We start from the raw sequence: 26,071 nt of genomic DNA, 5'->3' as shown, positions 1-26,071 counted from the left end.
TGAGAAAGTTGGTAACAAAAGAGGAGAGGTTGACCTGTGCAAAGTCTGATTGTAACCTAGCGATCAGAGACTTCAAGAGAATTGGCGATCGCTAATACTTACATTCTTAATCCAACTGGTTTGAGTTTTCGCTCAACCAAGTTACTAAGTCTGCTTCATTTGAGAAATCCAACAGCGCCTCAGCCAAATTCTCTAATTGAGCAACAGATAATAGATTAACCTGCTCCTGCAACTCAGGATTCACTGCACCGAGACGGCGTTGAAGCAAGCGCTTAATTAACTCTAGAGCCTCTTCCTGCCGGACTTCCTGTTGAAGTTCTTGGCGAACAGCTTGGCGAACTTCCTGTTGAAGTTCCTCTCGGACTTCCTCTCGGACTTCCTGATAGTACCTTGTCTTTCTCAGCTCATTGAGTCCAAACATCCTTGCCAACTCCTGACGATTGATGAGGGGCAGTTTATACAACACAATCGTCTCTATCAAATCTAGCACCTGCCGCTGTACAGCTTCATCTGCTAGTTCTGAACGTGCTTTGTCAACCAACTGTCTAACTCGCTCAGGAGTTCGCTTTTTCGTCTCCACCACTAACTTGATCATTCCGACTCCTAAGGATTGTTCAGCCGTATTCCCTAACTCGTTCAGGTATAAACGAGTAATCTGGGAACTCTCCAGCAAAACCCGATATGGTTCTATTTCAATTGGTTCCAAGCTGCGTCGGGGAAAGACAACTACGGCGTGCCAAGCCTTGGTTGGTGCATACAGGCGTAGGTAGAGAAAAATTTCGCAAAAGAAACGTGAGTAAAATTCTGGGTCTTTTTGAAATTGAACTTCTAAAAAGTAAATGGGACGTTCGCGTAGATTCGGTACTGGGAGAAAGATGCCGTCAATCCGAAAAGCTGTTTGTTTTAACTCCACTGAAGCGAACTCATAAGCGTTAGCTTCAGAAGCCTGACGATTAATAAGTTCAAAAAATGTCCCTGGAAAGGCTTGAAATAAGCGATAAAAAATCGAATCCGTTTTCACAGTGGCTTAGAGGCTTAGATGAGTATTCGGTGTTAGTCTAAGTCGTGATGAGCCTGATGAAGTAACAGCAGGCGTGCGACCAGTGAATGATCTTCCTGGTAACAGCAATTTAATATAAGTTAATATAATGTTATACTCTCGGACTGCTAACTATGGCTAATTCAGAAGAACGCAAAAAACAGATACTCGATCACGTCAACAGAACGGTAAAACTCCCTCAGCAGTTGTCTTCTACAAATTCAGAGTCTAGAAAGCAGCAAATAATGGATCACATCAAGAGAACTCGAAATTAAGAGTTGTTGCCTCAAGCCTACCAATGGATTTGGGTAGGCTTGGATTTTATAGCAGAGAAAATGGGCGTAGGATATCGACAGATTTCTCCGCGTATAGCTTGACAAAAACGACAGCTTCTGGATTATTGCTTCAAGAGAAACGCCAACAAGCTTCAAGTGCGTAAGTCCTAAGATTGCTCATCAATCCGGTGTCGCTAACAACGAAACATGAGCGCTGACGATGCGCCACCCTTCCTCTGTTCGCATCCAGGTTTGGCTTTGTCGTCCTGTACGATTTGAGCTTTGACGCTGAAACTCTATATTGGCTGTGGCGAACTTTCGTCCGTAAGTCGTAATCACTGTATTCATTAGCGATCGCTCTAAATTTGCAGGTGAGCGATTTTTGCGAAAATTGGCGATCGCCTCGTACCCATACAGATTTTCTGTCACGCCATAGCGCAACGTGTGCGGACTGTTCCAAAATAGTTCGTCCAGCACCGCAACATCATTACTTACCAAAGCTTTTTCGTAACGTTCAAAGGCGACTGTCACCTCAGCCACCACTTCGGGGATATTAATCTCCATCTCAAACTCCCTCTCTTATAGGGCAAACATCTTGTCTGCCACCAGACTACAAAACGGGTTGAAAAGCCCGTTTCACAGGAACTGTGCAGTTACGAGTAACTTTTACTCAATTGCTCTGGCAACCCCATCACACCACGATAATGAGCTTCAATTTGACTAACAGTAGCAGACTGGCGATTGATACTCCACTCGGAACGCTCAAACAGGTTTTTCCTTAACGCATCGACATCAATGGTTGTCACCTTGCTATCCGCTACCACTCGCTTACCATTCACCCAAACACTATCAACCGCTTGAGTTGGACGTCCTAAAATTAATAAGCCAATCGGGTCAGTGCGGGGCAAGAGTGAGAGACTAGTAAGGTCATACAGTACCAAATCCGCTTTTTTGCCCTCAGTCAGCGAACCGAGTTCATCGGCAACATTCAATCCCTTTGCACCACCCAAGGAAGCTATTTCCACTGATTCGCGTGGGGTAATCCAGTGGTGATAGTCCATATCGGTAATGTTGTGCAGAATCGAACCAATTTTGATCGCTTCGAGTAAGTCTTGGGAGTCATTACTGGCAGCACCGTCACAACCAAATGAAACGTTCACACCTGCTTGACGATATTTCAAAATTGGGGCAATACCACTGCCCAAACGCAGATTGCTGAGGGGGTTGTGGACTACGGTTGAACGTGTTTCTGCCAAGATGGCGATGTCGTTGTCACTCAACCAAACACAATGCGCGAGAGACGTGCGATCGCTTAAATAACCAAGCTGCTTTAGGTGTTCTACTGCACTACAGCCGTATTTTTCTTGAGCAAGTTTTTCTTGTGCCTTGGTTTCCAATAAGTGGGCATGGCGACAGAGATTGTAGCGATCGCTTAATTCCCGACATCCTTCAAACAACGCATCAGAACATAACTGAATCCCAGTTGGGGCAACGAGGATATTCACACCTTCAGAAGGGTTGTGAAACTTGTCTACCGCTTCTTGCATTAGCGCTAAAGTGGCTTCGGTTGAGCGAACGTAGGTTTTATGTTCCCGTTGGGCACCACCATCAGGGATTCCTGCTGTGAGGGATTCATCTTGAATCAAAGGACCAATAAACGCCCGGATGCCAATTTCTTGGTAGGCACGGACAGCAGATGCGATCGTTTCAATTTCCTTGCCTGGAATCAAAACCAGGTGATCAACAACACTCGTACCACCCGATAGTAATGTCTCTACTGCTGTTCCCAATGCACTTAGATAAACCTGATCAGGTTCCAAGGGAGCAAAATCGTAGAGTTCAGCAATCCACAATTCCAGAGGAACCGGAGGAATGATACCTCGTTGCCACATCTCTGAAGAGTGCGTGTGGGCGTTGACGAAACCAGGGAGGAGGAGTTTGTTTTGTCCATCAATCACTGTTCCCACAACATCTAGATTTGGGGCAATAGCCTGGATGTGATTGTCTACGATTTGCACATCAACAGTGGCATAGCCCTGATCCACCGCAACCAATACATTTTGAATTGTAAAGCTCACAGACTAACCCTTTCTTCTTCCTAATGCCGTTATTAATATATCCCTTCAACATTTACTAAATGAAATGTTGTGATCAAGTTTTGCTAAATTCTTTGTTAATTTAAATAAATTTTATTACTTTATCCCCTCCTTGTTAATCAAGCATATTTTTTGTATTTCACTATACAAAACAAAACTTTAAACTTCCTATTGTAGAACAGCGGGTACGTCCTGAATGTTTTATTTCTTTTGATAGAGAAGCGCTTCATCCATTGGAGCGGTAAATAAGTTAAGTAATTTCTAATACTTAAATAACACTTAGATTTAGGCTATAAGATGGCTGTGGCACCAGAATTGGTGTGGAATTGGAAGAGATTTCTTTGCTAAAACAATGACGCGATCGCTTCGTACCTTAGGTGTCCCGCCGAATGCTTGGGCAGTTGATGCAGAAATTGCTGATCTCACTCGCCCTGCCATCACCCCTCACGTCATCACCCTGCCAACCGAAACGAAAAAGCTGCATCTAGATTTGGCAAAAGCCGCAATTCTAGTCATTGATATGCAGAATGACTTCTGTCACCCCGAAGGTTGGCTTGCCCATATTGGCGTTGATGTCACACCTGCAAGAACCCCAATTGAACCGTTGCAAGCGTTACTTCCAGAACTACGACGTGCAAGTGTTCCTGTAATCTGGGTGAATTGGGGCAACCGTCCCGACTTACTCAATATCAGCCCTGCCGCATTACACGTTTACAACCCAACGGGCGATGGTGTGGGTTTAGGCGATCCTTTGCCCAGTCGAGGTGCGCCAGTCCTCACAGTGGGAAGTTGGGCAGCAGCAGTAGTGGATGAACTCGAACAAACACCAGAAGATATTTGTGTGGATAAGTACCGCATGAGTGGGTTCTGGGATACTCCCCTAGATAGTATTTTGCGAAACTTAGGCAAAACAACCCTATTCTTTGGTGGAGTGAATGCCGATCAATGCGTGATGGCTACCTTACAAGATGCAAATTTCTTAGGCTATGATTGCATTTTGCTCAAAGATTGTACCGCAACAACATCCCCAGACTATTGCTGGCAAGCCACCCTTTATAACGTCAAGCAATGTTTTGGGTTTGTGACAGATTCACAAGCTGTATTAGCAGGAATTAAAGCTTAGGAAAGTACAGTTGGAGTAAAAATCTGCCTGGAAATAAGAGTGTTAATCTTAATGATGCGTCCTTAGATAGTGTCTTAATTAAGGTAACCGTTGAATCCTATAAGTACAAAGCAATAGGCACAAGGAGCTTAAGGCTAAGTTGAGAATTAACAGGGATTATTCAGCCTTAGAACCTCTGTAGTTCAACAGCAAAAATCCAAAATTCATAAAGGAGTAACCGCCAGATGAATATGACTCATTGCATGATTCCTGTCGTTCAGTCTCCGAGAGACTATCAAGCGTATCGTATTAGTCCTAATGATACAAATCGCTTAGCTATTGTTTTTGAGCCAGCAACAGCCCATGCTTCTTTAACCTTTTGTGTAGAGATTTTTGATGAGGGAGGTAAAACTCCACCCAATCGTCATCAATTTGCGATCGAAATGTTTTTTGTCCTCAAAGGAGAAGGACTCGCTACCTGTGACGGAAAATCTGTATCCATCCGTCCTGGTGACAGTCTATTAGTGCCGCCAACAGGAATTCATGAAATCAAAAATACAGGTTCTGGTCGCTTATATGCCTTATGCATTATGGTGCCGAATGAAGATTTCGCTGAACTGATTCATAGTGGCATACCCGTTGAATTGGATGAAGAGGATTTGAGAGTTCTAGGACGTTCAGATGCTCTTGTTCCCTGCTAAATGGACTACTCGATTCTCTCACTAATGAAGGACGATGAGCCGTTTATTTGGGAAATGCTATACGAAGCGGCTCATCTGGGAGAAGGGTCAATGGTATCGTTGCTTGAGGTTACGAATTGCAGCACTAGTGTTACGTTCATAAGCAATCTGAAGACATTGAGCAATCACCTCTTTTAACTCAATTTTAGGAAAATAGAGGCTTTTTTCCTGAAGACTATATTCCGTCCCTTGCAACTGGTAAATCAATAGTTGCTTTTTGCGAAATAGCCAAACTTCAGGAACTCGATAAGGTAAATAATCATTGATATTGGAATAACTGGTCACATCGATTTCCAAAATCAAATCTGGTGGGGGTTCGCTGCTCCAATCAATTCGCTCTTTGCCTGAAACCGCTTCCCAATTGTCGATATAGAAACAATAGTCTGGCTCAATGCCACTTTCCTCTGGCAGTTCCATCGTTACGGGAGTAAAAGAGTCATATTCCCGTCCGGTGTAATCTAGGAGAACTTTGATAATGTCAGCAATCAGACTAGCATCTCGTCCATGTTTGGGCAAAGGAGACATCAGTAAAACCTCTCCATCTCGATACTTCATCCGGGGAATGGAGCCATCGCCCCGTTGCTGACACAACACTTGGTAATCTTGCCACGTTGCAGGCAAATGCACAATCGCTCCTGGTGGAAGTTGGATTCTTTCGGGTGAGACGAGGGCAAACATGGCTAAATCGCTCCCTTGCATAACCGCTTAGTGCCATAATATCGAGATTTATGTAGGCGTTTGAAATCCTGCTACTTGCTCATTGTTGATCTAGGCACCATCATGCTCAAGGTTCGACCGAAAGAAACTGCTTCAATGCTTACCCGTGATGGCGTGCGGCTAGATGCAGATATATACCGTCCCGATGTTGAGGGAGAGTTCCCAGTGCTGCTGATGCGGCAACCGTATGGAAGAGCGATCGCATCTAGTGTCGTGTATGCTCATCCGACTTGGTACGCTGCCCAAGGTTATATTGTCGTTATTCAAGATGTGCGAGGACGTGGTACCTCCCAAGGAGAATTTCAGCTTTTTGTCAACGAGACAGAAGATGGTGAGGACACAGTAAACTGGGCAGCAGCGCTTCCAGGTAGCACGGGACAGGTGGGAATGTATGGCTTTTCCTACCAGGCAATGACTCAGCTTTATGCCGCTATTACTAAACCTCGTGCCCTCAAAACCATCTGCCCTGCAATGATGGGCTACGACTTATACACGGACTGGGTTTATGAAGGGGGAGCCTTTTGTTTAGAGAGTAATCTAGGTTGGGCAATTCAACTTGCCGCAGAATCAGCACGACTCAAGGGAGATGCGGCTGCCCATTACACCCTCTACGCAGCTTCCCACAATTTTCCACAGTACGACCCGATTCCCAGCCTGACAGAATGCTTGAAAAAGTTCGCACCAAACGCTTTCTATCACGAGTGGATAGAGCATTCAAAACCTGATGAATACTGGGAGCGAATCTCTCCAAAGCGCTACATGCAAGACGTTGACTTGCCGATGTTCCACATTGGGGGATGGTTCGATACATTCCTGCGCGGCAATATCCATTTGTACAAAGACATTACCGTCCGTAGTGCCTATCGCCAACAACTATTAATTGGTCCTTGGACACACCTGCCTTGGTGTCGCAAGGTTGGTGCAGTTGACTTTGGTTTAGAGGCAACTAATCCGGTTGATTGGTTGCAAGTGCGGTGGTTCGATCACTTTCTCAAAGGTATAGATACTGGACTATTGGAGGAACCACCCGTTCGCCTCTTTGAGATGGGCAGTAACCGTTGGCGCAACTTTGATAACTGGCCTGATGTAACTCAGAAATCTTATTTTTTGTCAACTACCGGGCTTGCCTGTATCCGGGAGAACGAAGGCAGCCTTACAACTACTCACCCAGACAGTTGCCCTAGTGATGTCTTGGTTCACGACCCTTGGCGACCTGTTCCAGCACTGGGGGGTCATGCTTCGATACCTTCTGGTTCATTTGAGCGATCGCATTTAGATTGTCGTTCTGATGTCTTGACCTATACTACTGAACCCTTAACCGCAGACTTGCATTTCGCCGGAGAGGTTGCCGTTGAAGTTTGGTGTAGCGCCGACCAACCGAGCCATGACCTATGCGCCATACTCTCAGAAGTTCGATCGAATGGCAATGTTTACAATCTGACGCAGGGTTATCTTCATGTGGAGTCGAGTCAGAATACACCGTTACGAGTATCACTCCAAGCAACTTGTGCTTGCATTGCAAAGGGGAATTCCTTGCGTCTTAGTTTGAGTGCAGCTTGTTTTCCTGCCTATCCTTTGAATCCAGGTACAGGTTCACCACTCGGAAGCGATCGCTTAATGGATGCTCAGATTGTGACTTTAACCGTAAGCTGTGGAGGCGATCAACCATCTCAGGTTTTGTTACCTGTGGTTTCTGCTTGTCCTTCTTAGCACCCTAATCATTAACGTCTCTTAACATTTAACCATCCAAACAAATCAGCCGCCGATAGTTGCCAATCAGCTAAGACATCTAAAATAGGTAAACTATCTGAGTCTTGCTTCACCTCTGGTTGCTGCTGGGGTTTAAAGATAATCACTAATCGAGCTTTTGAGTCGATTAGCCAACCTAGTTTTGTGCCATGATTTAAACAAAAAATAATTTTCTCTATTACACGAGCATCATGTTGTTCTGGTGAGAGAATTTCAATAACCCAGTCAGGGGAGATTTCAAAGCTATCCTCTATCTCTCCCTCATCGTTAAAAGGAAGTCGCGACCATTCAAAAACGGAAATATCTGGAACAATAGAACGTCCTCCAAAGGTACATCGTAATTCAGTAAAAGCATGAGCAATTTGCTGCGGTAAATAAACTTGGTTAATCGAAGCACTCAACCGAACTTGCAGTGTACTGTGTCTTCCTTTCGGCATTGGCTTGTGATAGACTTTCCCATTGATATATTCACTAGCAGGTTCCGTTTCTGGCAGTTCTAAAAACTCTACCAATGACAACTTTATCTGGGTATCTGTGGAAGTCATAGTTCATTTACCCTGGAATCATCTAATACAACCAAATGTAATTCCGTAAGAGGTGAAAGCTCATCAGCTTTATACATTACTTAAAAGAGTGTCACCCAAAGGCAACACTTAGGAGAAGCCAGTTTGAAGCAGAAGCTTGTGAGGTCAGAGTGACTAGAGCCTGATGCTATTTCGCTCATCTATCTAAAGTGCTAATGCTGTCGTAAGTCCTATCACAACGCGACTACCTGGCTAAAGACTTGTTACCGTAAACATAGCAATTATTAAGTTTTTATACATATCTCTCATAAATCTTTGTAAAGGCTTTATGGTATAAATACCTACTTTACTAAACCTTTATAAAACAAAAGTGTCAAACTCCTCCTGGAAGACGCTATCTCAGATTCGCCTTATCCCTGGCGCGATGTCTGATTTATTCGCTCAAGTTAGTAGCTCTGGTCGAATCACACTAGCCGACCAATATGGGTTAATGGCAGCCTTGTTAGAGGAAGAACTCGCCGAACAGGAGAGAGCCTCAATTGATAGGTTGCTGTATGCCTTGAAACGGGGACGGCTAAAAGTAGTACGTGAAATTTCAGCCAAATAATGTGAGTGAGGTAACTCTGACTTGCCCAATGCCTTGTCAAGTCCTAATTACTCAAGCACGTTGTTCAGAGGTAGATGCACCCTGATGATTGCCTTCACCTCAAGCGTGAATGGGACGGGTATGTTTGCCTGGAGCTGGGCGACTTAGCCTGAAAAAAAAGATCCAGAACTCGGATTTCTCATAATTGAGGCTGTGTTGGCTCCCTTAATTTCTGACATTGGAAACTCAGACACAAGTCTTTCCTACCGGCACGAAATGGTGGAGTTATTTTTGGACACCCCCTTAAGGCTATTTAATTGTTGATCAGCTATTACTTTTGTTTACTTAGAGATTGCACCCCACCCAAACACAAAGCCCTTGGTGTCGTTGTCCAGGGGCTTGTTTTTACCTTTCTTTGTAAGCTTGCAAAAGTGCTGCTGCTGCCTCATTCCTGGTATGGTGAAGCCCTTCACTCTTGCCTTGCGATTTCCATCTCCAAGGAGTTTCGGCAGGACCGTCCTTGACAACGATGCCTTTAGTTTTACCGTCAAGACAGACTTCCCAACCATCAGGTGTGCGTTTGTAGATCCAGATTCTCTCAGTCTTTTTCTTTTTGACCATCTCCCGTTCTCTTGCTAAACATAAGCCTACGAGTAACTCAGCTAACTAATAGAGAAATTTAGGCAACTTAATGATAAAGCTTGTTCCTTTGCCCTGTGCACTTTCAACTTCAATCCAACTCCAAAAGCAGAGTGCGTTGTTTAACGTACCCTACCCCACATAGCGTTTGATAGAGGATTTGGCGTAAGTCCTGAGAGACTCAAATTGTGACGTTGACCGTAAGTTGTGGAGGCACGCGACCTTCACAAGTGTTACTGTCTGCTCTGAATCACTAATTGTAACTATGGACTGTCCAGTGTTTGGAGTCATTCATGTCTGAATCATCACTGATATCCACTACTTTGTCACTTCCCGAACTCGCTTCCTGATTTTTTAGTTTTTTTTCTAAAAGCGTTAGATAAGAGATAGGAACCACAAGCGGCCAGGCAAGCGTCCCTATAAACAAAACTACCCAAGACAAACGCCTTTCCTCAAGCGTCATCTCGGTATCTCTCTCGAAAAACCTTAGCCAGATCTTGAAAAAGTACCAAGCGAACAGCAGGTAAACAGAAACTAAAACGACTACAAGTAATGTCATGGTGATTAACCCTTGTAATTGAGTATTAGCTTACCTGCTGTGAACATCATTGATCAATTGCAAAATACTACAATCACCCTCCCTGCGCTAGAACGGCAGGGTTTCTCGGAGGATTCCAGATTTTTGGAGATTTAGTACAGTCGCCACGTTTCGTCGAGACTGTTGCTGACAAGTTGAGCAGTTTGCATGAGTTTGGTGCTAAAGGAACGCTCGTCCGATTGTCGCAGGCACAGTAATGGCATTACTTAATATCTTCTAGCTAGAAAATGTCTAAGTCCCCCTAAGCCGTCTTCCCTCTAGCCAAACCATCTATCTTAAGGCGGATTTTCCTCAGGGAGTAACTTAGCTTGAATGGAGAAGACCGTGTATGCATACGGATGGCTCTTCATGAAGCGCGACGCCACAGGCAAGTTTGTTAGCAATTGGCACTCAGAGACGAAACAACGAGTTAGCGTATCTCTGACCAATACAGCATGGCGATCGCTCGATAAAGAGGCTCAGAGGCGAGGAAATTCTCGCTCTGAAGTCATTGAATGCTTTGCCCGCACTCTTGAAGGCGAACAGCTTCTTGATTCTGAGAAAAATGGGGCGGATACTCAAATTATTTCGCTACAGGAGCAGATTCTTGAACAGCAGCAAGCGATCGCAACCTTGCAGCGTCAGAAACAGGAGTTAGAAGCCTTATTAGAGAATGCTCCAGATGCGATCGCTGCCCAAGAAACGGAGCGCAAGGTGGCAATGATTCTTGAAAGCATTACGGATGCGTTTGTCGCCTTCGATCGCAACTGGCACTACACCTACGTGAATTGGGCGGCGGCTAAAATCCTGCACAAAACGCCAGAAGAGTTACTGGGGAAGCACGTTTGGCATGAGGTTTTTCCTGAGTTGGTTGGTGGAATTGCCTATCAGGAACTCCATCGGGCAGTAGCCCAACAGGTTCCTGTTTCCTGGGAAGAAGGGGAACCTGTCGAGTGTTGGTTAGAGGTGAATGCTTATCCCTCTACAGCAGGGGTAGCCGTTTATTTTCGGGATGTGAGTGATCGCAAGCAAGCAGAGGCAGAACGAGAAAGGTTGTTGCACGAGCTTGAAATTGAACGCGCCCGATTTGAAGCCGTTTTGCGACAGATGCCTGCTGGAGTCATGATTGCCGATGCGGCATCCGGTAAATTAGTTCTGGCTAACGAACAAACCAAGCAAATTGTTGGGTATGGCTACGAACAGTTGCTTGAGCTTGAGGACTATGCACCCATTATTCCATGTGAAATCTTTCGCTTAGATGGTCAACTCTATTCGCCTCATGAATATCCATTGGTGCGATCGCTAAAAACAGGTGAAGTCGTTACCAACGAAGAGATAGCAATTCATCGAGATGATGGTAACTGCATTTTCGTTAACGTCAACTCAGCACCAATTTTAGATAATCAGGGGCAGATTGTTGCAGCGGTTGCTATCTTTCAAGACGTGAGCGAACAGCAAGCTGCGCTACGGGAACGCAAACGGATGGAGCAAGCCTTACTCAAGAGCGAATCGCGGCTACGAGGATTATTGGAGGCGAATCTCATTGGCATTATTGTTGGCGATTTTCAAGGCAATATTCTGGAAGTCAACGACGCTTGGCTTGCCACTTTAGGGTACACACGAGAAGAAGTTTTATCGGGAGAGGTAAACTTCCTGGAGATTACTCCACCGGAGTTTCGACATTTAGACGAGCAAGCAATGGCACAGATGAAACAACTTGGTCGCCATGCGCCGTTTGAGAAAGAATACATTCGTAAAGATGGTAGCCGAGTTCCCGTTTTAATTGGGACTGCCTATTTAGGAGAACCCAACAATTTAGGTGTAGGCTTCTTAATCGACTTAACAGAGCGCAAACGCTTGGAACGCAAACTGTGGCAGCGAGAGCAACAGTTCAAAATGGTGGCTGAAAATGCCCCGGATATTATTAGCCGAATCGATTCAGAATTTCGTCACCTTTATGTCAGCCCTTCTGTAGAACTGGCAACAGGTATTCCATCAGAGCAATTTGTTGGCAAGACCAATGTTGAGCTAGGAATGCCAGAAGACCTCTATCGTTTTTGGCATGATAGTTTACGGCAAGTCTTTGCAACGGGACAAGAAAAGACGATTGAATTTAAATTTCCGACTTCTTATGGTAGTCGATGGTATCAGTCGCGTATCGTACCTGAATGTGCCAGCGATGGCTCCGTGGAAACGGTACTGAGTATTGCTCGTGATGTGACCGATTACAAACAAGTTGAACAGGCATTACGAGAGAGCGAAGAACGCCTGCGATTGGCACTGAGGGCAGCTCAGACAGTTGTCTGGGATATGGATTTGCAGACTTATCAGGTTGTGTGTTCTACCAATGCTCTAGACGTTTGGGGTTTTCACGAAGGCACGGGAGAGGACTTTTTTGCGCTCATTCATCCAGACGATCGACAACAGGTGATGCAAGCGGCCCAACGGGCAATGTCTGGAGAACAGTCCTACGCACAGGAGTATCGGGTAATTAGTCCAGACGGCGTTGTGCGCTGGATCAACAGTCAGGGACGAGTTTACCTGGATGAAACCGGACGGGGAGTTCGCATGATTGGCGTTTCGGTTGATATTACAGAACGCAAACAGATGGAAGCAGAGCGCGATCGCCTTTTAAAACGAGAACAAGCTGCCCGACTCGAAGCAGAAAGCGAACGCAAGCGGTTGCATGACATCCTGATGCAATTGCCTGCCATGATTGCCATTGTTAAAGGTGCCGATCTTGTGTATGAATTTGCCAATCCCACCTACCTGCAAGGGACTGGACGCACTCCAGACATGATCGGCAAATCAATTCGGGATGTTTTCCCGGAGATAGAGGGGCAAATTTACTTTGACGTGCTTGAACAGGTTTATCGAACGGGAGAAACATTTATTCGGTATGAGTCGCCTGCTTACTGGGATCGGAACGGTGATGGTGTGTTGGAAGAGGGATTTTTCAACTGCATCTGTCCGGCTTGGCAAGATGCTGAGGGAACCATTCAGGGCGTCTTGATTTATAACATCGAAGTGACAGCCCAGGTGCGGGCAAGGCAACAGATTGAGGAATTACTGGCAGAACTTCAGCACAAGGAGAGACAGCAGCAATTCCTGATCGAATTGAATGACGCGATTCGTGCCATTCAAGACCCCAAGGAAATTATGTGGAAAGTGGTTTGTGCCACAGGGCAACACTTTGGTGTCAGTCGCTGTAGCTACGGTGAAATTGACCCAACGCAGGAATATGTCATTATTGATCGCGACTATTGCAATGGTGCGATCAGCGTGGTGGGTAAACACCACATGGATTCCTATGGACCCGAAATTATTGCTGAACTCAGGCAGGGCAAAACCTTAATCGTTGATGATGTCGAGCGCGATCCTCGAACTACCGGAGTGGAAACGGCGAGCTTTGATGCAATCCAGACAAAATCTATTCTGTGTGTCCCGTTAGTGAAAGCAGGACGTTTTGTCGCCGTGTTTGTGCTGCACCATGTCTCTGTTCGCCACTGGACGGAGGAAGATGTGGTGCTGATGGAGCGAATTGCTCAAAAAACCTGGCTAGCCGTGGAGCGATCGCGCTCAGAAGAGGAATTGCGCGAAAGTGAAGCTCACCTGCAACTCGCGCTGAAGGTCGGACGCATGGGAACGTGGGACTGGGATATGCAGACCGATGCCTTGCTTTGGTCAGAAGGTCACTTCACGATACTAGGGCTAAAACCGAATGAGTGCGAACCGGGCTATAAGGTTTGGGCAAGTCGGGTTCATCCTGATGACCTAGCAGAAGCTGAGGCAAAACTTCAGCAAGCCATAGCTGACAAGAAGGAGTATCACCATGAATATCGCCTGCGTTGGTCAGATGGCTCCATTCACTGGGTCGAAGCGAGAGGTCAGCTTACTTATGATAGTCAGGGAAATCCCAAGCATTCGATCGGAGCCGTCATTGAGATCACAGAACGCAAGCAAGCGGAACAGGAACGAGAACAACTACTAGAGCGCGAACGCATTGCCCGTACAGAGGCAGAAGCGGCACAGCACCAATTGGCAACTATTTTTAATACATCCCCGATTGGACTTGCCCTGTTAGATGCCCAGCAGCGATTTATTGCCATCAACGAAGCCTTAGCAGAAATTAATGGATTAACTCGCGAACAACACTTAGGACAATCCATTGCAGAACTTTTCGGCCAGTCCGATCCTCAATTAGTTGAAGTCTTTCATCAGATCTACACCACAGGGAATCCTTTCATTTCACCGAACTTTGCGGTGAATGTTCCCGGACGTAGCGATCGCCGTCCCGGTTACTACAACGTTTACTATCTTCCGACTGTTAACTCAAATGGTCAGGTAGAAGGGGTTCTAGTCTATGTAGTCGATGTGACTGAGCGCGTCAGGTTAGAGCTTGCCCAACGCTTTCTGTCTGAGGCAAGTGCCGTCCTTGCATCCTCCCTGTATTATCAAACGACTCTAGAGCGAGTCGCGCAGCTTACAGTGCCCCAATTAGCGGACTGGTGTACGGTTCACATGATAGAAGAGGATGGTGCGATCGAGCAGATCGCGGTGGCTCACATCGACCCTGCGAAACTGGAATGGGCACATCAAATTAGAGACAAGTATCCACTAAACCCCGATGACCCTCGTGGTAGTGCATTTACATTGCGAACTGGGCAATCTGACTTGCTGCCGGATATCCCCGATGAGTTGTTGGTACAGGTAGCGCATGACGCAGAACATTTAGAGATTCTGCGGCAGGTGGGATTTAGATCTGTAATGACGGTGCCACTACGAACTCAGGCACGAATTCTAGGGGTCATCTCCTTTGTCTCAGCCGAATCTGAACGACAGTACACCTTGGCAGATTTGCAACTGGCAGAGGAATTGGCTCGTCGTGCATCCTTGGCGATCGACAATGCTCAGTTGTACCGGGTGGCTCAACGCGATCGCACAAAAGCAGAAGCCGCTAACCGAATTAAAGACGAATTCTTGGCGGTGTTGTCCCACGAGTTGCGATCGCCCCTCAACCCGATTCTGGGTTGGACAAAATTGCTCCGAACTGGGCGATTAGATGGCACAAAAACGCAGCAAGCCCTGGAAACGATTGAACGCAACGCCAAGCTGCAAGCGCAATTAATTGAGGACTTGTTGGATGTCTCGCGCATTCTGCAAGGAAAAATGACGTTAAACGTCGCTCCCGTGAATCTAGCAGTAATGATAGAAGCCGCCCTGGAAACGGTACGACTGGCAGCCGAAGCCAAACACATTCAAATCCAGACCACATTTAATCCTATTTCAGGAACGGTTTCAGGCGATACCAATCGCCTCCAACAAGTAGTCTGGAACCTCCTCTCCAATGCTGTGAAGTTCACCCCAACCGGAGGACGAGTCGAGGTGCAACTAGAGCAGGTTGGTATGTATGCTCAGATTCAAGTCAAAGATACGGGAAAAGGCATCAGTCCAGACTTCTTACCCTATGTGTTTGACTACTTCCGTCAAGAAGATGGCACAACAACCCGACAATTTGGCGGATTGGGATTGGGACTGGCGATCGTCCGGCATTTTACCGAATTGCATGGAGGAACCGTTGAAGCAGACAGCTTAGGACAGAACTTAGGGGCTACATTTACCATCCGACTCCCGTTAAACATTGTTGAGTCGGAACCCTCTTCTGATGACAGGCACACAGAAAGTGCGACAGACTTAGCAGGTATTCATGTCTTGGTTGTGGACGACGATGCCGATATGCGGGAGTTGGCAGCATTCACCCTGATGCAATCTGGCGCACAAGTTACGACAGCCGCTTCGGCTGCACAGGCGTTGACTCTCCTGAATCAATCTGTCCCCGATTTGCTGTTATGTGACATTGGGATGCCAGAGATGGATGGCTATTCCCTGATTCGGCAAATTAGAAAGTGGTCACCTGAACAGGGAGGTATGATTCCTGCGATCGCACTTACTGCCTATGCTGGAGAAATCAACCAACAGCAAGCCTTAGCTGCCGGATTTGGGATGCATATCTCAAAGCCTGTCGAACCTGATGAATTGGTAAAAGCGATCGCCCGTTTGTTGAGATACTGAATGATTTGAGGACGACGCTAATGCTGCTTGGCATAGATTTAGGAACAGGCTCTGCTAAGGCATTGCTCCTAGCGACAGACGGAACCGCAATAGGTGAGGCATCAAGCTCCTATCCTGTTCATGCACCTCACCCCGGATGGGCTGAGTCTGAGCCAGGGGATTGGTGGTTAGCTGTTGGCGAGGCTGTTAGGAAGGCAGAGGGAAATCACACTGATCAGGTACAGGCGATCGCACTTTCAGGACAAATGCATGGTGTTGTCCTAGCGTCGGAGTCCGGTCAGCCCCTGCGTCCTGCTATCCTTTGGGCAGATACTCGCTCTAGTGCAACGCTTAGCGCTTATCATTCGCTCGATGCCGCTATTCTAGAGCGATTGGGCAACCCGATTACGGCTGGAATGGCGGGGCCAACTTTGTTGTGGTTACGAGAACACGAGGCTACTGTCTACACCGAAGCGCGTTGGGCACTCCAGCCAAAAGATTGGCTGCGGTTACGGCTGACTGGAGAAGTTGCAACCGAACCATCTGATGCTAGTGGTACTTTGCTTTACGATGTTGTAGCGGACAACTGGGCTGGGGATGCAATCTCAGCGCTGAATCTACGTGGTGATTGGTTACCAAAAATTATCTCCTCTAGTGCGATCGCAGGTTACCTAACAACTGATGCTTCAGAGCATCTTGGCTTAAGAGTTGGCTTAAGAGTTATTGCTGGTGCTGCGGATACGGCAGCGGCGGCACTTGGTAACGGACTACTACCTGGTTTAGTTCAACTAACCATCGGCACAGGCGCTCAAATCATTACACCTCGCTCCCAACCCATTATCGATCCTCAGGGTCGTACACATCTCTATCGAACCGCCTTACCTAACCAGTGGTACACCCTTGCAGCCATGCAAAATGCAGGGTTAGCGCTTGAGTGGGTGCGAGGTATCCTCGGTTTGAGCTGGGAGCAAGTCTATACTCAAGCGTTTTTTGTTCCCCCAGGATGTGAAGGGTTGACATTTTTGCCATACCTCACGGGTGAGCGAACTCCACACCTTGACCCTTATGTACGCGGGGCATGGGTGGGGCTTGGACTTCATCACACACAGGCGCACCTGATGCGGGCGGCTTTAGAGGGAGTTGCCTTTGCCTTGCGACAAGGTTTAGAGGCACTTGAGGCAACAGGTTTTAAAGCGACAGAACTGCGTTTAGCAGGCGGTGGAACGGCAGAAATGCCTTGGAAACAATTACTGACTGATGTATTGAGAATACCCCTCTATGCAACTACCGTTTCTGCTGCTTCCGCGCGGGGTGCTGCTTTAGTGGCGGGTATCGGAATTGGTGTATACGCAGATGCTAATGACACGCTCAAACTGGCAGCCACACCAACGCTTGCTGCAACTCCCCAATCCGTAGATTCAGCCCTAGAAGAGGCTTGGATGCGATATCAATCCCTTTATCCACGACTTAAAAAAACCTGAAGTACTTTTGCCCTCACTTTTTTATTTAGTGCGATCTGCTCAAAGGTGGCATAGAGGTTAACAGCCGCCGCATGTACCCAGGTATCCAACCGTCCAAATACTTGAATCGCTCTGACGGCAACGGCATTCACCTGATCGAATACGGTTGCATCGGCAACAACAGCCACCGCATCACCACCCATCTGAGATGTCAATCCTCTACTCGATAACCCAACTCTGCTAACTGGAGGCGAGATTGCCGCCATTTGGGCTGTACTTTCACATACAGTTCTAGGTAAACCTTACCCGCAATCAGTTTTTGCATTTGTTCACGGGCAGCACTGCCAATGCTTTTGAGCATACTGCCCTTTTTGCCAATTACAATTCCTTTTTGGGAGTCGCGCTCAACGTAAATCGTGGCAAGAATCCGGGTAATTGTCGGTTCCTCCTCAACCACATCAATCGTAATCGCTACTGAGTGGGGGACTTCCTCACGAGTTAGCAGCAAGATTTGCTCCCGAATTAATTCCCCCATGATGAACCGTTCGGGCTGGTCAGTGACTAAATCAGGAGGATAGTAGTATGGCCCTGGTTCTAGGTGATTGATTAGTAGTTGTTGCAGTGCTTCTAGTCCATCACCTGTGAGGGCAGAGAATTTTGCTATCTGCCAGTTGTTCGGTGCAGCGAGTTGTGCGTAACTAGCATCAATTGCCTCGTAATTGGGGGGTTGCTCGTCAACTTTATTGATACCTAGAATTATTGGTGTCTGAGTACGGGAAAGGATGTCAACAATAAAGCGATCGCCTCCTCCTGCCTCTACGGAACCATCTACCACAAATAACACCACATCCACCGATTCAATCGCAATCTGGGCATTTTGTACCAACACCTTACCTAGTTGGTGATGCGGCTTATGAATCCCAGGTGTATCGACAAAAATTAGCTGCGCCTCCGGCGTTGTCAGGATACCCCGCAAGCGATTGCGTGTTGTCTGTGCGACAGGTGACGTGATCGCAATTTTTTGCCCCACCAACTCATTCATCAGAGTCGATTTGCCAACATTGGGGCGTCCGATGATGCCAATAAAGCCGGATTTAAATCCTGCCGGGGATTGGGGAATACTCGACCACTCAGGAACGTTACCTTGGTCGCCTTCTAAAGAAAAATCTGTGTTGTCGCCGTCTTCCATACTGTGCCCGTCGCTGAGAAATCTCCGATCTGCTTCCTTCAATCTACTGCGTTAGCTCTTCTGCCGCACAAAGTCTGTTCATGAATAAACGACACAAGAGATTTGCATTTCCTATCGCCACGGTTGCCGATGCTAAGATCGACCCAGCTATAGATATCTAAATTCGGTTGAATATGGTAGCTTCGCCTTCTCGCTTCTCTGATATTCAAAATCACTGGGCACGATTATTCATTGAAGGGTTAGCAAGTCGAGGCATCATTAGCGGATTTCCGGATGGGACATTCCGACCGAATCAAGCAATGAGTCGGGCTGAGTTTGCTGCCCTACTACAAAAAGCCTTTACCACAGCGAAAAAACGTTCCTACGTGCCTTTTGTCGATGTACCTGCCAAACATTGGGCAGCCGCCGCGATTCAAAAAGCTTACGAAGCGGGATTTATATCCGGCTATCCGGGGAATCGCTTCCGTCCCGATGCCAGCATTGCTCGAATCGAAGTGCTAATTTCCTTAACTACTGGCTTAGAAATTACGTCCAACACACCCTCTGAGACAAAAGCGGCATTCCCAGAATTCTATCAAGATGCGGCTCAAATTCCTGTCTATGCAATGGATAAGCTGGCTGCTGCGACAGATGCCCGAATTGTCGTCAATTACCCAAATGTGAAACTTCTCAAACCGCTTGAATTCGCAAATCGTGCGGATGTGGCAGCTTTTGTTTACCAAGCTTTGGTGTATTTAGGCAGGGTGCCGACAGTCTCTTCTGAATACATTGTTACTGGTCAAAAAACCGTAGCCGTTAGCCATAAACGAGAATTTCGCGGAGTTTGGGTGACAACGGGCTGGAACATTGATTGGCCGTCCAAACGGGGATTGTCTGTCGAACAACAACAAAGCGAACTGATCCAAATTCTCGACCGGATGCAAGGGCTAAACCTGAATGCTTTGGTTTTTCAGGTACGACCGACAGGAGATGCTTTATATGCCTCTGAATTAGAACCTTGGAGTGGCTGGTTAACGGGAACGCAAGGCAATGCCCCTGAACCATTTTATGACCCACTAGCGTTTGCGATCGCCCAATGCCATCAGCGCAACATCGAACTTCACGCCTGGTTCAATCCTTACCGTGCGGGAACCTCCTCAGAAAATTCTCCTAAAGTACCCCCTCACATTACCCTGACTCATCCTGATTATGTCTACACCTACGGTAATGATTTGTGGATGGACCCAGGAGTCAAAGTTATTCAAGACTGGACTTACAACGTCATCCTTGATGTGGTGCGTCGTTACGATGTGGATGGCGTTCACCTGGATGATTATTTCTATCCCTATCCAGTCTCAGGTCAAACATTTCCCGACAACAAAACCTACAGTGCTTATCAAGCGACAGGAGGTAAACTTGCTCTGGCTGACTGGCGACGGAACAATGTCAATCAAATGGTGCAACGCTTATCCTCAGGGATTCGGGCAACAAAGCGTCACGTCAAGTTTGGTATTAGTCCCTTTGGCATTTATCGTCCCGGACAACCACCGCAGGCGAAAGGCTTAGATCAGTACGAGGCGCTTTATGCTGACCCGAAAAAATGGCTGGAAGAGGGTTGGGTGGATTATATGGCACCGCAACTTTACTGGCGCATTGACCCACCTGCTCAAAGTTATCCCGTTTTATTGCAATGGTGGACGGACAACAATCCCAAGCGCCGCCACATCTATCCCGGCAATCGGCTGAGTGCGTTAGATGGCAAAGATTGGTCGATTTCTGAGTATGAAAAACAAGTTGAGATTACCCGCAATCTTGTCTCAAAACAATCTTTAGGGAATATCTTCTACAACATGAAGGTATTCAATGAAAATCGCTTGGGGGTTGTTGATACATTGAAAGCCTCGGTTTATGCCGAACCAGCACTAGCTCCTACGATGCAATGGCTAGGTGATGCAAAACCAGCATTGCCAACAGGTGTAGAGGAAAAAAACGGCAAGCTTAGCTGGAAAGCCGCAACTTCTGGGATTCGGTCTTGGACACTTTATAAGCAAAATGGTGCTACCTGGAAGCTTGTACGAATTCTTGGAGGCACGACAACTTCTATAGCCGTAGAACCGGGAACCTATGCGCTGTGTGCCGTGGATAATCTTGCGAATGAAAGTGCAGGTGCCGTTGTTGCTGTGAAGTAAAGCAAGACTGAGGATTGGGGCAAGATTAAGCGATCGCTGACTTTAATCACGGTTTTTCTCAGGTTTGTGCGTTGTGATTAGGGAGTGCTGAGCGATCGCATCAATGAGTTGTAGCCAAAGGCAGAAGGCAGAAGGCAGAAGCTTTTATGTTTATTACTAGTACATGGTTGTTTCGGCTGTTAAATCTGTCCTAACCTTTTGCCTTTAAAGTTTTACCAAGATGCTTCTATCCATAGATAGGTAACAGGTCACGCCTATTGGCAGATACAGATCTACATGGTTTTTGAAATATTTTGTAATAACACATTATTCATACTGATATTTTTGGAAAAAACTGATAATAAATGCTCACATCTGGGAATAGTAACTAGTTAAGTAGGGTTTTAAATTATTATTCATTTCCTCTAGACACGATCAGAGCTGGCAAACTTCATTCCCTACTCCTTCCAATTCACCAATTACCATGTTTTCTCATCGCCAGCTACTCAGTGTACTGTGGCAAAAGTAACTATCCAGTTGAAAAAGGTTAAAAAGCTTATCTTACAAGCAATATTCATAAAAGCCTCCTGCATAAGAGCCTTCTTGCACTCAGTTCCTACCCATAACAACATCGCAGTTGACGTTTTTTGGGGCTGAGCTATTTAGAACAATCAGGTTTACGGTCATGACGTTGATAAGAGGAGTGATCTTGTGTCTCCAAGCCTAAAAGTAAGCATCAAACCACCCAGTTCCTCAACAACGCCTTTATCTCAATCAGCTCAGGGATTAATTTTTGTCATTGCAATGTGGCTGATCAGCCGGATTGTCATCATCATTGCAATGCAGGTACTTGCTCCCCTGTATCCGGGTATTCCTGCTGAACACCCTCTCCCAGTGCCACTGAGTTTTACTCCTGGTTTTGTACCTAAACCGAGTTGGGATCTCTTCACTCATTGGGATGCTGCTTGGTACGAGCAAATCGTTACTCAAGGCTATGACTATGCCGATGATGGAGAAATGCATAACATTGCATTTTTTCCTCTTTTTCCAATACTCGTTCGTAGCGTGATGGCTCTTGGTATCCCCTTTGTCATCGCTGGATTCTTGGTAAATAACTTGGCACTGCTTGGGGCAATGATTCTTCTGTATCGCTGGGCAGATGAGCGTCATGGAGTCAATGCGGCTAGGTGGGCAACGGCGGTTATGGCTTGGTGTCCTTTTTCCTTATTTGGAACAGTCGTCTACACTGAAGGTCTGTTTTTGTTGCTCAGCACAGCCGCTTTACGGGCTTTCGAGAAGCAGCAATATGTCAGGGCAGGACTTTGGGGGGCATTGACTACGGCGACTCGCGTGACAGGTGTGGCGCTTATACCGACTTTTTTTCTTGTGGCTTGGAGAGAACGCCGACCTGTTACAGCCTACGTTGCTGGTTTGGCAGTCGGTTTAGGACTACTTGCCTACATGGTTTATTGTGCAATTCATGTCGGTGATCCCTTAGCATTTGTTCATGTACAGAAGGCATGGGGTACGGCTTCTGGTGTCAACTGGAAGGGTTGGTTAGATACCTTCTTGAATATGTTCCAGTTGCGGTTTGGTGCAATCAAAGAAATGACGAAAGTGGTCATGGTCTTTGGTGGCGTATATCTGTTTTGGCACCTACGCAGTCAGCTTAGCCGTGTTGCTGTCATCTACGGTTTTTGTTCACTAGCAATTATCATCAACTCCGGAGCCATTATGTCCGTCAACCGCTATGTTTACGGGATTGCGCCAGCATCGTTAGCATTCGGATTGTTGCTTTCCCGTTATCCTCGTTGGGGATACGCCATTATGGGCTTCTTCGGTGTGGTACTCGTCGGCTTTACCGTTCGTTTCTCTTGGTGGCGCTTTATAGCGTAGAGGTCGTACCAAAGATAACAGCGAGTTTTTAGATTGGTCGCTCTTAGTCATGAGTCCAGAGTTGAATAGGACTAAGGCTAAGGGCGATCGCTTTTGTGTAAGAATGTCGCTACTCTAGAGGATTTAGGTTAGCGACTAAAACGTATCCTGTATCAAGAAAGTTCGCACAAATCAGGCTTTCGTTTCCCTGAAGCAGTAAGTGATTGCCTTTCTTTGTAGTCAAAAATACAGAGTTTGCCTCCAAAGGTGCGTCTTAATAAAAAGTAATATCCCTGGAAGAACGCAGATTGACTGAACCTATTCCTGGATTACTAGACGCAGCGCGACTCCTGTTCGACTTACAGCAAGGTAATGAAATCGCTCAGAGCTTCTCTGGCTGTCTCGATCCAGAGGAAATTGCTCGTCGCGTGACTGATGGTTTGGTCGAAAAATTTGACTGTGCCTTTGCTCGTATCTGGCTGGTAGAACCGGATAAAACTGCCCTCCGATTAGTAGCTTCCTCTGGAATGTACACCCATACAAACGGTGCTTTTGCTAGGGTGCCAATGGGAGCCTTCAAGGTCGGTAAAATTGCTCAGAACCGCGTTTCGTTTCTGAGCAATAATTTGGCAAATGAGTCTTGGGTGAAAGACCGAGACTGGGCACTTAGCCACAAGATTCGCGGTTTCGCAGGCTATCCCCTCACTGTCGGAGACAGAGTTATCGGAGTTCTTGCAACCTTTAGTCATCAGGTGATGGCACCGGAATTTCTGGAATTCTTACAGATATTGTGTACAACTGTAACTGTTGCCCTGGAAAATGCCGTTCAACATCAGCAGGAAAAGCAATCCTGGCAGCCTTCAATCCATAAGCTATCTTGGAGCAATCTTTCCCTGTCCGATCAGTTAGCGAGTATTCTGAGTTCTGTTCGGTTAACGTTAATTGGAACAGAGCAGCCCCTCACACTACCCCTAAATTATCTATTTCTACAGGCGGCAGAAGTGCTGCACACAATGGGGTGTACCTACTGTCGGCTCATCTACAGTGCCCAATTCGTTGGGCTGGAAGCGATTATTACTGCTCCTGATCTGGGATTTCAGGAGCAAAGCGACTGGGTTCGCTCTGCCTTTGAACCTTTCTTGTTTACAGTTTCTTGCCTGGGCGGAGTGCTTCAAACCCAGACAGGAGCTAATCAAAAAGTCATTCAGTTTTTACTCAAACTTCCCTACCCTAGCTCTACTCTAGGAGCGCGTTTGCGAATTCACTGCCGTCTACCCGTGTTGCAGATGGCATTCACTCATCTGGCTTATTTGGCAGACTTAACAGTTTGCGATACCACTGATCAGGAGATTCCACTACTTACCGACGAACTTGCCCAGATTCAGACGGCTAAACGAGTTTTGTGGCTCAAACAGGGTGTTTGGGCTTTGCCTAAAGGGGTTAGCGCTAAAGTTGACCTGGCAATTAGTGCAGTGCAGCTACGGGAGGCAGTAGAGGCAGTCTTACGTGACAAAACTTGGGGTATTGATTCAGATACGGAAAGTCAGCCACTTCTCTCAGAGCGAGAACAGGAAATTATGTCTCTACTAGCACAGGGATTACGCGATCGCGATATTGCTAACCATCTCATTATCAGCGAGAGTACGGTCAAATTTCACGTCAACAACATCCTCTCTAAACTTAAGGCGCGCACTCGTTACCAGGCACTCCACCAAGTTATTGTCAACGGCTGGATTCAGTAGGCTAACCAGACTACTTAAAGAGTGGAACAATCCAAGCAGCAGTTAGGCTCATCAACACGATAATCTCTAAAACTTTGATGGGAAAAGACAGTTTTCGCCACTCTTTAGCCAAAGTCGGTCGCAAACCATACCACCAGTGAACAATATTTTCGCGCCACAAAGCGGGACTATCTTTAGGGCGGAACTGGTAACTTAAGATTGACAAGAGAAGAGGAACTCCTCCCACCTTGGCACTCATTAACAGATGCAAGGCAATGCAGACAACCATCACCACCCAGGAAATGAGGTGAGCATAATACCAACCATGATTAAGCTCTCCCCTAGGTAACCAATTTTCATCCATCATCTTGCCGGAGAAAACGGCAAAAGTCAGTGCCAAGATAGCAAGTGTGTTAATGACTCGATGCAGCGTGTACCACCATACGGGTTTACCCAACTGTCCAAGCTTTGCCACAAAATCCTGCTGGATAAGTCTTTTATGTCCACGATGGAAAGCGTATAAAGCAAATAGAGGGAATACAAGTAAGGCATATAGCCCAAACGTGCCATGAATTCCTTCTATTTCCTTTAACTCAGGCAAGGGAATTCTTCCCCATCGTCCGTCGTAGACATCGTATGTCCAGAATGCGGTCAAAATCGCGGCAATGACGAAAAGACCAGTAAAGCCATGCAGAATCCGAAGCAGAAAAGGTTGGTATGGCCCAGAGAGTTTTGCAGGCATATTCAGAAAGTTACCGACAGCTACTGAAATCTTCCCTACGTCTTTCACTCATTAAATTTTCTCACTCTGCGATCGCCTCATGATTAGTGAGAGTACTGTCAAGTTCCAAGTGTTTTAGTTGGGTTCCTCAAAAAGAGACGGAAAATTACGACGACCACTAATAACTCGCAAAATCTCAACACCATCATCCAACACCCTGTAGAAAATAATATAGCCGTCTAGGGACAATCCTCGGAAGCCTGGACGAATTTGTGCATAGCTTTGGCCACTGTTTGGGAAGGCAACGAGTTGCTGGCACTTGCGGTTGAATTCACGAAAAAACCGCTCTCCTGCTTCAAGGCTATTTTCGGCAAAGTAGTCAGCAATTTCGGTGAGATCTCGCGACGCGAGAATGTTGATGACGTAGCGACTCATGCTTGTGTCTGTTGCGCTTGCTCGAATCGCTCTAGAATTTGGTTGACGAATGTCTCGCCATCAATAGGTGGTGTGTGGTCTGAAGCTGAAATCGCTGCATCTATTTTTTCTCGCACATCCTCCACCCATTCAGCCTCTGCGCGATCGTATTCATCAAGCAACCGCAGGGCGATTTCCAGAACTTCTTGTGCAGAGCGGTATTTCCCAGCTTGGAGCTTGGTTTGAATAAAGCGTTCTTGGTCGGGTGTGAGACTAATGCTCATGGAAAACCTATCTTCAAACTATCTACCATTTTAAGGTGAAAACCTCACCCTACCTTTGAACTACGGCAATATGCGCGATCGCACTAGCACGAGAGACAACGCGATCGCGATATTAGACCTCTTGCAAAAGTCGTCGCTGGGGTACTATGGGGTCTGAACAAAAGC

General features: G+C 46.6%; 21 protein-coding genes. 9 read left to right on the top strand and 12 right to left on the bottom strand.

Going from position 1 to position 26,071, the window contains the following annotated elements:
• Positions 1–106: 106 nt before the first annotated feature.
• From AC5JL3_RS28805 to AC5JL3_RS28795, 3 genes are all read right to left on the bottom strand, one after another.
• A complete protein-coding gene (locus AC5JL3_RS28805) occupies positions 107–1,021 on the bottom strand; it encodes an Rpn family recombination-promoting nuclease/putative transposase (protein ID WP_496077714.1) in 915 nt (304 codons plus the stop codon).
• 473 nt (positions 1,022–1,494) lie between these two features.
• Positions 1,495–1,878 (bottom strand): oxalurate catabolism protein HpxZ, encoded by a 384-nt coding sequence (gene hpxZ / locus AC5JL3_RS28800; protein WP_496077713.1) that lies wholly within the window; start codon positions 1,876–1,878, stop codon positions 1,495–1,497.
• Positions 1,879–1,967: 89 nt separating this feature from the next.
• Positions 1,968–3,392 carry an amidohydrolase gene (locus AC5JL3_RS28795; protein WP_496077712.1) on the bottom strand — a complete coding sequence of 475 codons (1,425 nt, stop codon included), beginning with the start codon at positions 3,390–3,392 and terminating at the stop codon, positions 1,968–1,970.
• Positions 3,393–3,762: 370 nt separating this feature from the next.
• On the opposite strand from AC5JL3_RS28795, the gene AC5JL3_RS28790 reads away from it, so the two are divergent.
• On the top strand, positions 3,763–4,533 hold the full coding sequence (locus AC5JL3_RS28790; RefSeq protein WP_496077711.1) for a cysteine hydrolase family protein: 771 nt from the start codon (positions 3,763–3,765) through the stop codon (positions 4,531–4,533).
• A gap of 242 nt (positions 4,534–4,775) precedes the next feature.
• Complete coding sequence (locus tag AC5JL3_RS28785; RefSeq protein ID WP_496077838.1) at positions 4,776–5,213, top strand: cupin domain-containing protein; 438 nt, start codon at positions 4,776–4,778, stop codon at positions 5,211–5,213.
• A gap of 87 nt (positions 5,214–5,300) precedes the next feature.
• On the opposite strand, the gene AC5JL3_RS28780 is transcribed toward AC5JL3_RS28785, so the two are convergent.
• On the bottom strand, positions 5,301–5,930 hold the full coding sequence (locus AC5JL3_RS28780) for a Uma2 family endonuclease (RefSeq protein ID WP_496077710.1): 630 nt from the start codon (positions 5,928–5,930) through the stop codon (positions 5,301–5,303).
• A 102-nt stretch (positions 5,931–6,032) separates the two neighbouring features.
• On the opposite strand from AC5JL3_RS28780, the gene AC5JL3_RS28775 reads away from it, so the two are divergent.
• Positions 6,033–7,679: a CocE/NonD family hydrolase gene (locus tag AC5JL3_RS28775; protein ID WP_496077709.1), complete on the top strand. Its 1,647-nt coding sequence runs from the start codon at positions 6,033–6,035 to the stop codon at positions 7,677–7,679.
• An 11-nt stretch (positions 7,680–7,690) separates the two neighbouring features.
• Here AC5JL3_RS28775 and AC5JL3_RS28770 read toward each other — a convergent pair whose 3' ends face one another.
• Complete coding sequence (locus AC5JL3_RS28770; RefSeq protein WP_496077708.1) at positions 7,691–8,263, bottom strand: Uma2 family endonuclease; 573 nt, start codon at positions 8,261–8,263, stop codon at positions 7,691–7,693.
• Between the two features lie 349 nt (positions 8,264–8,612).
• Between AC5JL3_RS28770 and AC5JL3_RS28765 the strand changes: the two genes are divergently transcribed.
• On the top strand, positions 8,613–8,849 hold the full coding sequence (locus tag AC5JL3_RS28765) for a hypothetical protein (RefSeq protein ID WP_496077707.1): 237 nt from the start codon (positions 8,613–8,615) through the stop codon (positions 8,847–8,849).
• Between the two features lie 384 nt (positions 8,850–9,233).
• On the opposite strand, the gene AC5JL3_RS28760 is transcribed toward AC5JL3_RS28765, so the two are convergent.
• Positions 9,234–9,449, bottom strand: coding sequence for a hypothetical protein (locus AC5JL3_RS28760; RefSeq protein WP_192217544.1), 216 nt, complete (start codon positions 9,447–9,449; stop codon positions 9,234–9,236).
• Positions 9,450–9,720: 271 nt separating this feature from the next.
• A complete protein-coding gene (locus AC5JL3_RS28755; RefSeq protein WP_496077706.1) occupies positions 9,721–10,026 on the bottom strand; it encodes a hypothetical protein in 306 nt (101 codons plus the stop codon).
• A gap of 387 nt (positions 10,027–10,413) precedes the next feature.
• Here AC5JL3_RS28755 and AC5JL3_RS28750 point away from each other — a divergent pair, with 387 nt between their 5' ends.
• Both AC5JL3_RS28750 and xylB read left to right on the top strand, forming a co-directional pair.
• Entirely contained in the window at positions 10,414–16,116 is a 5,703-nt protein-coding gene (locus tag AC5JL3_RS28750) for a PAS domain S-box protein (protein ID WP_496077705.1), read from the top strand.
• A 20-nt stretch (positions 16,117–16,136) separates the two neighbouring features.
• Positions 16,137–17,576 carry a xylulokinase gene (gene xylB / locus AC5JL3_RS28745; protein WP_496077704.1) on the top strand — a complete coding sequence of 480 codons (1,440 nt, stop codon included), beginning with the start codon at positions 16,137–16,139 and terminating at the stop codon, positions 17,574–17,576.
• On the opposite strand, the gene AC5JL3_RS28740 is transcribed toward xylB, so the two are convergent.
• The gene (locus tag AC5JL3_RS28740) at positions 17,552–17,770 is read right to left on the bottom strand and encodes a hypothetical protein (protein WP_496077703.1); all 219 of its coding nucleotides are present in this window, start codon (positions 17,768–17,770) and stop codon (positions 17,552–17,554) included. The genes xylB and AC5JL3_RS28740 overlap by 25 nt on opposite strands.
• The gene (gene era, locus AC5JL3_RS28735) at positions 17,767–18,744 is read right to left on the bottom strand and encodes a GTPase Era (RefSeq protein WP_496077702.1); all 978 of its coding nucleotides are present in this window, start codon (positions 18,742–18,744) and stop codon (positions 17,767–17,769) included. The genes AC5JL3_RS28740 and era overlap by 4 nt, the downstream gene beginning before the upstream one ends.
• A gap of 173 nt (positions 18,745–18,917) precedes the next feature.
• Here era and AC5JL3_RS28730 point away from each other — a divergent pair, with 173 nt between their 5' ends.
• The 3 genes from AC5JL3_RS28730 to AC5JL3_RS28720 all read left to right on the top strand — a co-directional run bounded on the left by AC5JL3_RS28730 (position 18,918) and on the right by AC5JL3_RS28720 (position 24,508).
• Positions 18,918–20,912 (top strand): glycoside hydrolase family 10-like protein, encoded by a 1,995-nt coding sequence (locus tag AC5JL3_RS28730; RefSeq protein ID WP_496077701.1) that lies wholly within the window; start codon positions 18,918–18,920, stop codon positions 20,910–20,912.
• Between the two features lie 690 nt (positions 20,913–21,602).
• Positions 21,603–22,787: a mannosyltransferase family protein gene (locus AC5JL3_RS28725; protein WP_496077700.1), complete on the top strand. Its 1,185-nt coding sequence runs from the start codon at positions 21,603–21,605 to the stop codon at positions 22,785–22,787.
• Between the two features lie 287 nt (positions 22,788–23,074).
• Complete coding sequence (locus AC5JL3_RS28720; RefSeq protein ID WP_496077699.1) at positions 23,075–24,508, top strand: GAF domain-containing protein; 1,434 nt, start codon at positions 23,075–23,077, stop codon at positions 24,506–24,508.
• A gap of 10 nt (positions 24,509–24,518) precedes the next feature.
• Here AC5JL3_RS28720 and AC5JL3_RS28715 read toward each other — a convergent pair whose 3' ends face one another.
• From AC5JL3_RS28715 to AC5JL3_RS28705, 3 genes are all read right to left on the bottom strand, one after another.
• Positions 24,519–25,277: a cytochrome b/b6 domain-containing protein gene (locus AC5JL3_RS28715; RefSeq protein ID WP_496077698.1), complete on the bottom strand. Its 759-nt coding sequence runs from the start codon at positions 25,275–25,277 to the stop codon at positions 24,519–24,521.
• Positions 25,278–25,343: 66 nt separating this feature from the next.
• Positions 25,344–25,643 carry a type II toxin-antitoxin system RelE/ParE family toxin gene (locus AC5JL3_RS28710; protein ID WP_496077697.1) on the bottom strand — a complete coding sequence of 100 codons (300 nt, stop codon included), beginning with the start codon at positions 25,641–25,643 and terminating at the stop codon, positions 25,344–25,346.
• The gene (locus AC5JL3_RS28705; RefSeq protein WP_496077696.1) at positions 25,640–25,906 is read right to left on the bottom strand and encodes a ribbon-helix-helix domain-containing protein; all 267 of its coding nucleotides are present in this window, start codon (positions 25,904–25,906) and stop codon (positions 25,640–25,642) included. The genes AC5JL3_RS28710 and AC5JL3_RS28705 overlap by 4 nt, the downstream gene beginning before the upstream one ends.
• Positions 25,907–26,071: the final 165 nt, after the last annotated feature.

This window comes from Symplocastrum torsivum (genome assembly GCF_059505465.1).
This window is presented reverse-complemented; position numbering and strand designations above follow the sequence as displayed.

Excerpts from the sequence above, each read along its gene's own strand:
- AC5JL3_RS28770 (WP_496077708.1), bottom strand. The coding sequence starts at position 8,263 with ATGACTTCCACAGATACCCAGATAAAGTTGTCATTGGTAGAGTTTTTA.
- era (WP_496077702.1), bottom strand. The coding sequence starts at position 18,744 with ATGGAAGACGGCGACAACACAGATTTTTCTTTAGAAGGCGACCAAGGT.
- AC5JL3_RS28785 (WP_496077838.1), top strand. The coding sequence starts at position 4,776 with ATGATTCCTGTCGTTCAGTCTCCGAGAGACTATCAAGCGTATCGTATT.
- AC5JL3_RS28760 (WP_192217544.1), bottom strand. The coding sequence starts at position 9,449 with ATGGTCAAAAAGAAAAAGACTGAGAGAATCTGGATCTACAAACGCACA.
- AC5JL3_RS28775 (WP_496077709.1), top strand. The coding sequence starts at position 6,033 with ATGCTCAAGGTTCGACCGAAAGAAACTGCTTCAATGCTTACCCGTGAT.
- AC5JL3_RS28710 (WP_496077697.1), bottom strand. The coding sequence starts at position 25,643 with ATGAGTCGCTACGTCATCAACATTCTCGCGTCGCGAGATCTCACCGAA.
- AC5JL3_RS28790 (WP_496077711.1), top strand. The coding sequence starts at position 3,763 with ATGACGCGATCGCTTCGTACCTTAGGTGTCCCGCCGAATGCTTGGGCA.
- AC5JL3_RS28705 (WP_496077696.1), bottom strand. The coding sequence starts at position 25,906 with ATGAGCATTAGTCTCACACCCGACCAAGAACGCTTTATTCAAACCAAG.
- hpxZ (WP_496077713.1), bottom strand. The coding sequence starts at position 1,878 with ATGGAGATTAATATCCCCGAAGTGGTGGCTGAGGTGACAGTCGCCTTT.
- AC5JL3_RS28755 (WP_496077706.1), bottom strand. The coding sequence starts at position 10,026 with ATGACATTACTTGTAGTCGTTTTAGTTTCTGTTTACCTGCTGTTCGCT.
- AC5JL3_RS28780 (WP_496077710.1), bottom strand. The coding sequence starts at position 5,930 with ATGTTTGCCCTCGTCTCACCCGAAAGAATCCAACTTCCACCAGGAGCG.
- AC5JL3_RS28750 (WP_496077705.1), top strand. The coding sequence starts at position 10,414 with ATGAAGCGCGACGCCACAGGCAAGTTTGTTAGCAATTGGCACTCAGAG.
- xylB (WP_496077704.1), top strand. The coding sequence starts at position 16,137 with ATGCTGCTTGGCATAGATTTAGGAACAGGCTCTGCTAAGGCATTGCTC.
- AC5JL3_RS28730 (WP_496077701.1), top strand. The coding sequence starts at position 18,918 with ATGGTAGCTTCGCCTTCTCGCTTCTCTGATATTCAAAATCACTGGGCA.